We start from the raw sequence: 7,321 nt of genomic DNA on the forward strand, positions 1-7,321 counted from the left end.
AAAGGCGTTTCCCATTGCAAGCGAGCAGCTCGAAGAGCTGCAATGCTTGCCGATTGCACTGCCCATAGCGCGGCGTTGCCGCGTTTGGAGTTTCTATACGATTTGCCGCTGCTTCTATCATCCGCTGCCGCTCTGCTCATCTTGTAGAAGTGCGCAGTAATTCCCGTCTATCGGGGCACTCCACAATGCGGCGAGCGCAGCAATGCCGCTATTTCGCACGCAGTCTGCCGCCGAGAAAACGTCACTCGCGCCTCACGATAGTAAGGCGCGGTTGAAAACGGTGACGAATCGCAGGGATTCATGGCGAAGCCATGTACACCGCACCCACACTGCGCAGCGCGTGCAGTCATTCAAGAATAAGACCCGCAATGTCGGGGGTCGAGGGGTCCCCCCTCGTCCTTCTCTGGGGGGATACAAAGGGGGTATTCTCTTCGAGAAGAGAATACCCCCTTTGACAGCGCACTCCCATGCCAATGGGAGCCCCCATTCAGCGCTTTTGCGCTGAAAAAACACGATGTAACATCAAAGTTGCATGCAAATGCAACCCATGTAAACCCCAGCTTGCTGGAAAGACAAAACTCTCTTCGGTAGAATAGAGCCAAAAGGAGGAGGGCATGGCAATGGCAAATATTTTGCAGTCGCTGGGCGACGCAATAGAGCGCCAGCAGCAGCGCAAACACGAGAACAATATGGAGGTGCTGCGCGCTATCTATACCCGCCCGGGCATGATCGTGCTCGGCGTGATTTTGCTGGGTGCGGCGCTGGCGTTGATCTGGCCGCAGATCGCGCCGGAGACTGACAATACAAACAGCATTGTGATCGATATGAGCGACTTTGACTTCGGCGATGAAGAGATGAACCGCACCGTTCAGGAAATGGTGGAAAACGATCGGAAGCAGGAGGAACAGAGCGGACGCTCCGGTGCAATTTTCTTCGGCCTCGGTGCGGCGGTCTGCTTTGTCCGCGCGGCGATGCCGTGGAGAAAGAAGGAGCGGGCAGAAACAATTTCTGACGATTCTGCGTCTAAAGAGGCAGAAGAGATCCCCGTTTCGCCAAAGCCTGTGGAAAACGCCGCGCCGCAGAGTGCGGAGACCGACAGCAGGGAGAACCGGCTTGAAAATCTCAAGCGGCTCTACGAGGCGGGCATTCTGAGCAGGGAAGAGTACGACGAACGCAGAAAGAAGCTGTGAGGAGGTTACCATGAGAAGAAACATCCACTATAAGCCCAGCAAAAGCGCGAGCATTCTGTCGGGCGTCATCGCGTGCGCGATGGGCGTGTTCGGCCTGTTTACGATCCCGAGCATCGGCGCGATGATCGGCTTCAAGGTCATCTGGTGCCTGATGACGTTCGGCATGGGCATCTACAATTTTCTGCTGGCGGCGGGCGTTGTGAAGTACAACGGCGGCTACGAGATCACCGACGAGTCGGACGATGGCGCAAAGGGCGGCAAGTCCGACGCCGAAGCGCGGCTCGAGGAATTGCAGACGCTTTACGACCGTCGGCTCATCACGGAAGAGGAGTATCAGGAAAAGCGCAGGGACATTCTGGACCGGCTGTAAGAGAAAGGAGCGCGGACAATGGGAGAAGTTTTGATCCTTATTATCATCGCACTTGTCTGGGGGTTTAAGGCGGTTGTCGCCAACGAGGACAAAAAGGTCAACGATCGGGAAACGGGCAGCGTTTCGGCATCGCCCGACGAGCTCATCAAAAAGGTCAACCGCACGCTTGATGACCTCGACACGATGCGCGCAAAAGAGCGCGAAAGCAAAAAGCGCTCGAGCGGCGTGCAGATCCGCGACTTCCACAAGAATCTGGCCGCGCAGGAGCGCAAGAGCAGCGAAAAGCGCTGGGAGATCGCGCGCAGGAAGCAGGCCGACAGCGGCGAGGTGCATTCTGTCCACATGGACAGCTGCGAGGACCGGCTTGAAAGCCTGAAGGTCTTATATGACGCGGGTATTCTGGACCGCGAGGAATACGCCCAGCGCGTCGCGCGCGTCAAGCGTCAGCACGCGCAGAGCAGAGGGTAAGCAAAATAAAAGGAAGCGAATACACCATGTATGACGAACTGACACAGGTCGACATTGACAAGATGAAGGCAGAGCTGGAGCACCGCCGTTTGGAGCTTCGCCCCAAGCTCATCGAAGATGTGCAGACGGCGCGCGCGTTCGGCGACTTGAGCGAAAACTACGAGTACAAGGTCGCAAAGCAGGAGAAAAACCGCAACGAGAGCCGCATCCGTTACTTGGAGCGCATGATCGCGACGGCGAAGGTCATCGAAGTGAACGAAAAAGAGGGCACCGTCGGCCTTTTTGACCACGTGGTGCTCTATAACGAAAAACTGGGGAAAGAGCAGAACATCCAGCTCGTGACCACCCTGCGGCAGAACGCGCTCAAGGGCCTCATCAGCAAGGAATCGCCCGTCGGCAAGGCCATCCTGGGGAAAAAGGTCGGCGACCGCGTCGAGATCGTCGTCTCGCCGGAAATGAAGTACACGGTCGAAATTCGTTCGATCACGCCGGGCGAGGACGATGCATCGCTCGAGATCAGCTCTTATTGAGGAAACGCATGAAACAGGTCATTATCTATACCGACGGCGCGTGCTCGGGCAACCCCGGCCCCGGCGGCTGGGGCGCGGTGCTCAAATACGGCGCGCACGAGCGCGAGCTATCCGGCGGCGAGGCGAGCACGACGAACAACCGCATGGAGCTCACCGCCGTCATCGAGGCGCTGCGGCTTTTGAAGGAGCCGTGCGTCGTGGAGCTCTATTCCGATTCGCGCTACGTCATCGACGCGCTGGAAAAGCGCTGGGTCTACGGCTGGAAACAGCGCGGCTGGGTCAAAAGCGACAAAAAGCCCGCGCAGAACGTCGATTTGTGGGAGCAGCTCTTGTCCCTCATCGCCCGGCACGAAATGCACTACCACTGGGTCAAAGGCCACGCGGAGAATGAGTACAACAACCGCTGCGATGAGATGGCTGTGGCAGAGTGGAAAGCGGTGAAGCGCTGTCAGTGACAGATGAAGCGAACCGCTTTCGAGGAATCGGCACGATTGGCGCGCCCGAACGGGCGCGGGAATCGTAATGCCGCGACGGTGAATCAGTTTAAGTGAGGGATAGCGTGGCCTTTCGCCGGAAGTCCGGCGGCGCGAGCGGCGAATTCACTTCGCCGCCGTAAGGGAGGCAAAAAAGCAGAACTCCCGCGCGGACTGCCGCGTGAAAAACGGTGAAGTGAACCGCTTTCGAGAATCCGGCACGCATGCGGAGCTGATGGCGCAGAACGGAAAATATCGGGAAATGTTTTTAAAGCAGGCCGAAGGGTACTTGAAAGCTTAGCGGAAGTGTGGTACAACAAAAGCAAATTTTTTCTCAGCAGGGAGGGGAGCCTTCCCGCTTTGCTGAAGTAATATGAAGGAGCAAAAGACTATGGCAGAATTCAACGCAAAGCAGCAGCTTCCGGGACTTCTCGACTGGATGCGCGCGCAGATAAAGGCCTGCGGAGGCAAGACCGCCGTCATCGGCATTTCGGGCGGCAAGGACAGCTCCGTCACGGCGGCGCTGAGCGTGGCGGCCTACGGTCGCGAGAATGTCGTCGGCGTGCTGATGCCCGACGGCGTGCAGCCGGACATCGACTATTCCAACGGCCTTGTCGACGTGCTGAACATCCGCCACTACACGTTCAATATTCACGGCGGCACGAGCGGCATTCTCGACGAGATGGCGCGCGTGGGCATCGACGCGAGCCGCCAGACGAAGGTGAACCTGCCGTCCCGCATCCGCATGGCGACGCTGTACGCCATCGCGCAGAGCGAGGAGGGCGGCATCGTCATCAATACCTCGAACCTCTCCGAGGACTGGGTCGGCTACTGCACGATCTACGGCGACAGCGCGGGCGCGTTCTCGCCGCTCGGCATGTACACGACCGAGGAGGTCATCGCGCTGGGCGCGGAGCTGGGTCTGCCCGAGCGCTTCCTCATCAAGCCGCCGTCCGACGGCCTGACCGGCAAGACGGACGAGGACAACCTCGGCTTTACCTACCATGCGGTGAACGAGTACATCCGCAAGGGCGAGGTCGACCCCGCCATCAAGGAGCAGATCGACCGCAAGCACAAGGTGTCGAGATTCAAGTTCCAGACGCTTCCGGTGTATCAGAACGGGCTGCCGATCGTCCTGCCGGAGGAGACGGATTATTATAATCCTAACAAAAAGTAAGCAGCGCGCAGCGCTGCACGAGCCAAAGGGGCCATTCTCTCACGTGAGAGAATGGCCCCTTTGAAACCCCAAGAGAACGCGAGGGGTCTTGCCCCTCGACCCCGCTACATTGCGAGATTGAGGCTCGAAGAGCTGCGCGGCCTGCGGAATCGGGTGCGGTGTACGTGGCTTTGCCACGAGTCTCTGCGAGTCGTTAGCGGTATCAACCGCGCCTTACTATCGTGAGGCGCGTGTGACGGAAGAAGGGCGGCAGACTGCCTGCGGGGGCGGCATTGCTGCGCTCGCCGCGCTCAGGGCTGCTTCTTTTTTAGTCCTTCGCTGGGTCGGTACTGTTGATGGGTTCGTCGGGAATGATATCTTGCGCGATGATTTGCTCTTCTGCGTCCAGCAGGGCTTTTTTCAGGACTTCGCGGGCAAGGATGCCTTTGCCCTCGTCGTAGAGATCGATGGCCTCGCTCATGCTGCGCACCATGCCGTGGTAAAGGTTTCGATAAGTTGTCATTTTATTTCCTCCTTTTGTGCGTCATTGTTGCGTCACTTTTTCTTTTTAGTATAATTTGACGCTAAAATTTTGTCAATACTTCGTCACGGAGGTTGGCAAATGGATTCAAAAAGTCGTTACACCCTGCGCACCGATCCAGTGCTGCTGGAAAAGCTCGGATATATCGCTGAATACGAGGGACGCACCAAAAACCGTGAACTGGAGCAGATGATCAAGCGCCGCATCGCAGCTTTCGAACAGGAGCACGGTGAGATTCCCATAGAAGAAAACGACCGCTGACGCGGTCGTTTTTTGCCCCCGTCCCGCGGCGAGCGCAGCAATGCCGCCAGCAGGCAGTCCGCCGCCGTGCTATCGTCGCTCGCGCCTCACGAAGTAAGGCGCGGTTGCGAGTGGTGACGAAACGTAGGGACCCGTGGCGAAGCCACGTACACCGCACCCGATTCCGCAGGCCGCGTAGCTCTTCAAGCCTAAAACTGCCAATGCAGCGGGGTCGAGGGGGAAGGCCCCTCGTCCTTTCTCTCGGGGGTCCAAGGGGGATACTCTCTTTCTCGAAAGAGAGTATCCCCCTTCTCCGTGCAGCGCCACTGGCGCTGCTTTCCCGGTTCCGCGCATCGCGCGGATCAGCCAGTGCCCCTTTGGGCACAAAAAAAGAGCCATCCGAAAGGATGGCTCTCATTTTCGCTCGATTAGCCAACGCTGTTGAACTTCAGGGTCAGCGCGCTCTTTTTGTGCGCGGCGTTATTCTTGTGCAGAATACCCTTAGCAGCAGCCTTATCGACAGACTTCACTGCGACCTTGTAAGCGCTCTCGGCCTCGGTGCGATTGCCTTCAGCGGCAGCCGCCTCGAACTTCTTGAGTGCGGTCTTCAGTGCGGACTTGTCGGCCTTGTTGCGCTCATTACGCACACCAGACACCTGAACGCGCTTCTTGGCAGACTTAATATTCGGCAAACCAAACACCTCCTCCGGTTGGAATTCGCGCCGGCGGACAAAAAATCCACCGTGCAGAATGGTATTTTAGCAAAGAATGCAAGAAATTGCAAGCATTTTTTCGAAATTTTCTGATTTTTTTGTATGACACAAAACTTTGTGGATAAAATAGGGAAAGAAAACAAGATTTAGTAAAAGGAGAGAGGCAAAATGCTCCAATACCGCACCGATCTTGCCATGGAGGTACACGAGCTGCTCTGCGCGAAAAGCCGCGCGCAGACGCTCTCCGGCGTGGACAGCCGGACGGTTTTTCGCCGCGGGTGCAGCGTGACGAGCGTGCGCATCGACACCGAGGGCGCGGCGCGCCAGCTCGGCAAGCCCCGCGGGCGGTATGTGACGCTCGACCTCTCGCCGCTGCAAAAAAACGCGGACGATCTGCTCGAGCGCGCGTCGCGCGCCGTAGGGGCGGAGCTTCGAGCGCTGCTCGGCGAGAACGTCAAAAGCGTGCTCGTCGCGGGGCTCGGCAACGCGAGCATGACGCCGGACGCCATCGGGCCGAGGAGTGCGGAGCATGTGCTTGTAACGCGCCATCTGCGGCAAAACGGCGCGTTTTCCGCATTTTGCTCTGTCAGCGTGCTGACACCGGGGGTTTTGGGCCGGACGGGCATTGAGGCGATGGAGACGCTGCGCGGCACGGTGCGCGCGGTGCAGCCCGACGCGGTCATCGCGATCGACGCGCTCGCGTCCCGCTCGCTCATGCGGCTCTGCTCCACGGTGCAGCTCTCTGACACGGGCATCGTCCCAGGCAGCGGCGTGGGCAATCACAGGTGTCCCCTCAGCCGCGATACGCTCGGTGTGCCGGTCTACGCCATCGGCGTTCCCACGGTCGTCGACGCGGCCACGCTGACGCTCGATGTGCTCGAAGAGGCCGGAAAGTCGGACGTCGATCCCGCCGCCCTGCGCGGCCACGAGACCGTCATAGTCACAACGCGCGACATCGACGCGCAGATCCGCGAGCTCGCCCGCGTCATCGGCTACGGCATCGACCTTGCGCTCCAACCGCTCGATTTTTCCGAGCTCTGCGCGCTCATGGGCTGAAGATGTGCAATATTTCCGGTGGTATTCATAATTTGTTTACAACCGATTCAAACTTTAGCCAAGATTGACTGGTATCTTAATACTTGCAAAGGGGGACTCCCCCCGATGTGATTTTCTCCCTCCTAAAAATACACACACAACACAGCAAGAAGCCCTCGCCGATCCCGGCGGGGGCTTTTTGTTTCCCTAAACAGGGAAACGGGGAGGGTTCCGCGCGCTGCGCGGAGGGGAGGTGCAGCGCTTGGCGCTGCTGCCAGGGAAGGGGGATATTCTCTCACGTGAGAGAATATCCCCCTTACTGCGCACCCTGCGGCACGCAGGGAACAAAGTGCAGAGCACCGCGCTGCCAAAAATCCCGCCTTTCAGCAAAGAAAGAAGAACGCCTCGGAAGGGGTCCTACATTAGGGATTTGATTTTCCCTGAAAGAATCGGCATAGTCGTGAAATGCGGCTATGCCGTTTTTTCGTCCTTTCCGGGGATGTCTATTGCCCCTGTTAGCGCCGGGCGGAATTAGCCATTCCGGGCCGGGCGGAAATCGCCAATTATGGCCGGATGAAAATAGCCAATCATGATTTCATGAAATC

At 58.2% G+C, this 7,321-nt stretch carries 10 protein-coding genes; 8 read left to right on the forward strand and 2 right to left on the reverse strand.

The genetic code is table 11. The annotated features are described in order from the left end of the window. Positions 1-620: 620 nt before the first annotated feature. The 6 genes from NI20_RS0103880 to nadE all read left to right on the forward strand — a co-directional run bounded on the left by NI20_RS0103880 (position 621) and on the right by nadE (position 4,208). Positions 621-1,190 carry an SHOCT domain-containing protein gene (locus tag NI20_RS0103880; protein WP_033120141.1) on the forward strand — a complete coding sequence of 190 codons (570 nt, stop codon included), beginning with the start codon at positions 621-623 and terminating at the stop codon, positions 1,188-1,190. A 10-nt stretch (positions 1,191-1,200) separates the two neighbouring features. Further along, positions 1,201-1,560, forward strand: a complete 360-nt coding sequence (locus NI20_RS0103885; RefSeq protein ID WP_033120142.1) for an SHOCT domain-containing protein — start codon at positions 1,201-1,203, stop codon at positions 1,558-1,560. Positions 1,561-1,578: 18 nt separating this feature from the next. Then, entirely contained in the window at positions 1,579-2,028 is a 450-nt protein-coding gene (locus NI20_RS0103890; RefSeq protein WP_033120143.1) for an SHOCT domain-containing protein, read from the forward strand. A gap of 26 nt (positions 2,029-2,054) precedes the next feature. After that, on the forward strand, positions 2,055-2,558 hold the full coding sequence (locus NI20_RS0103895) for a transcription elongation factor GreA (RefSeq protein ID WP_033120144.1): 504 nt from the start codon (positions 2,055-2,057) through the stop codon (positions 2,556-2,558). Positions 2,559-2,566: 8 nt separating this feature from the next. After that, positions 2,567-3,013, forward strand: coding sequence for a ribonuclease HI (rnhA, locus tag NI20_RS0103900; protein WP_033120145.1), 447 nt, complete (start codon positions 2,567-2,569; stop codon positions 3,011-3,013). Positions 3,014-3,422: 409 nt separating this feature from the next. Next, positions 3,423-4,208: an NAD(+) synthase gene (gene nadE / locus NI20_RS0103905; protein ID WP_052084409.1), complete on the forward strand. Its 786-nt coding sequence runs from the start codon at positions 3,423-3,425 to the stop codon at positions 4,206-4,208. A gap of 307 nt (positions 4,209-4,515) precedes the next feature. Here the strand turns inward: nadE and NI20_RS0103910 are convergent, their stop codons facing one another. After that, positions 4,516-4,710 carry a hypothetical protein gene (locus NI20_RS0103910; RefSeq protein WP_033120146.1) on the reverse strand — a complete coding sequence of 65 codons (195 nt, stop codon included), beginning with the start codon at positions 4,708-4,710 and terminating at the stop codon, positions 4,516-4,518. A 99-nt stretch (positions 4,711-4,809) separates the two neighbouring features. Between NI20_RS0103910 and NI20_RS0103915 the strand changes: the two genes are divergently transcribed. Continuing rightward, on the forward strand, positions 4,810-4,989 hold the full coding sequence (locus tag NI20_RS0103915; RefSeq protein WP_033120147.1) for a hypothetical protein: 180 nt from the start codon (positions 4,810-4,812) through the stop codon (positions 4,987-4,989). A 407-nt stretch (positions 4,990-5,396) separates the two neighbouring features. Here the strand turns inward: NI20_RS0103915 and rpsT are convergent, their stop codons facing one another. After that, entirely contained in the window at positions 5,397-5,660 is a 264-nt protein-coding gene (gene rpsT, locus NI20_RS0103920) for a 30S ribosomal protein S20 (protein WP_033120148.1), read from the reverse strand. 189 nt (positions 5,661-5,849) lie between these two features. Here rpsT and gpr point away from each other — a divergent pair, with 189 nt between their 5' ends. Further along, positions 5,850-6,737: a GPR endopeptidase gene (gpr, locus tag NI20_RS0103925; RefSeq protein WP_033120149.1), complete on the forward strand. Its 888-nt coding sequence runs from the start codon at positions 5,850-5,852 to the stop codon at positions 6,735-6,737. Positions 6,738-7,321 lie beyond the last annotated feature (584 nt).

This window comes from Oscillibacter sp. ER4 (assembly GCF_000765235.1).
GTDB lineage: Bacteria > Bacillota > Clostridia > Oscillospirales > Oscillospiraceae > Hominicoprocola > Hominicoprocola fusiformis.

What these genes read in the sequence shown, in the direction of transcription:
- NI20_RS0103880 (WP_033120141.1), top strand. Translation starts at nt 621, where the DNA reads ATGGCAAATATTTTGCAGTCGCTGGGCGACGCAATAGAGCGCCAGCAG.
- NI20_RS0103885 (WP_033120142.1), top strand. Translation starts at nt 1,201, where the DNA reads ATGAGAAGAAACATCCACTATAAGCCCAGCAAAAGCGCGAGCATTCTG.
- NI20_RS0103890 (WP_033120143.1), top strand. Translation starts at nt 1,579, where the DNA reads ATGGGAGAAGTTTTGATCCTTATTATCATCGCACTTGTCTGGGGGTTT.
- NI20_RS0103895 (WP_033120144.1), top strand. Translation starts at nt 2,055, where the DNA reads ATGTATGACGAACTGACACAGGTCGACATTGACAAGATGAAGGCAGAG.
- rnhA (WP_033120145.1), top strand. Translation starts at nt 2,567, where the DNA reads ATGAAACAGGTCATTATCTATACCGACGGCGCGTGCTCGGGCAACCCC.
- nadE (WP_052084409.1), top strand. Translation starts at nt 3,423, where the DNA reads ATGGCAGAATTCAACGCAAAGCAGCAGCTTCCGGGACTTCTCGACTGG.
- NI20_RS0103910 (WP_033120146.1), bottom strand. Translation starts at nt 4,710, where the DNA reads ATGACAACTTATCGAAACCTTTACCACGGCATGGTGCGCAGCATGAGC.
- NI20_RS0103915 (WP_033120147.1), top strand. Translation starts at nt 4,810, where the DNA reads ATGGATTCAAAAAGTCGTTACACCCTGCGCACCGATCCAGTGCTGCTG.
- gpr (WP_033120149.1), top strand. Translation starts at nt 5,850, where the DNA reads ATGCTCCAATACCGCACCGATCTTGCCATGGAGGTACACGAGCTGCTC.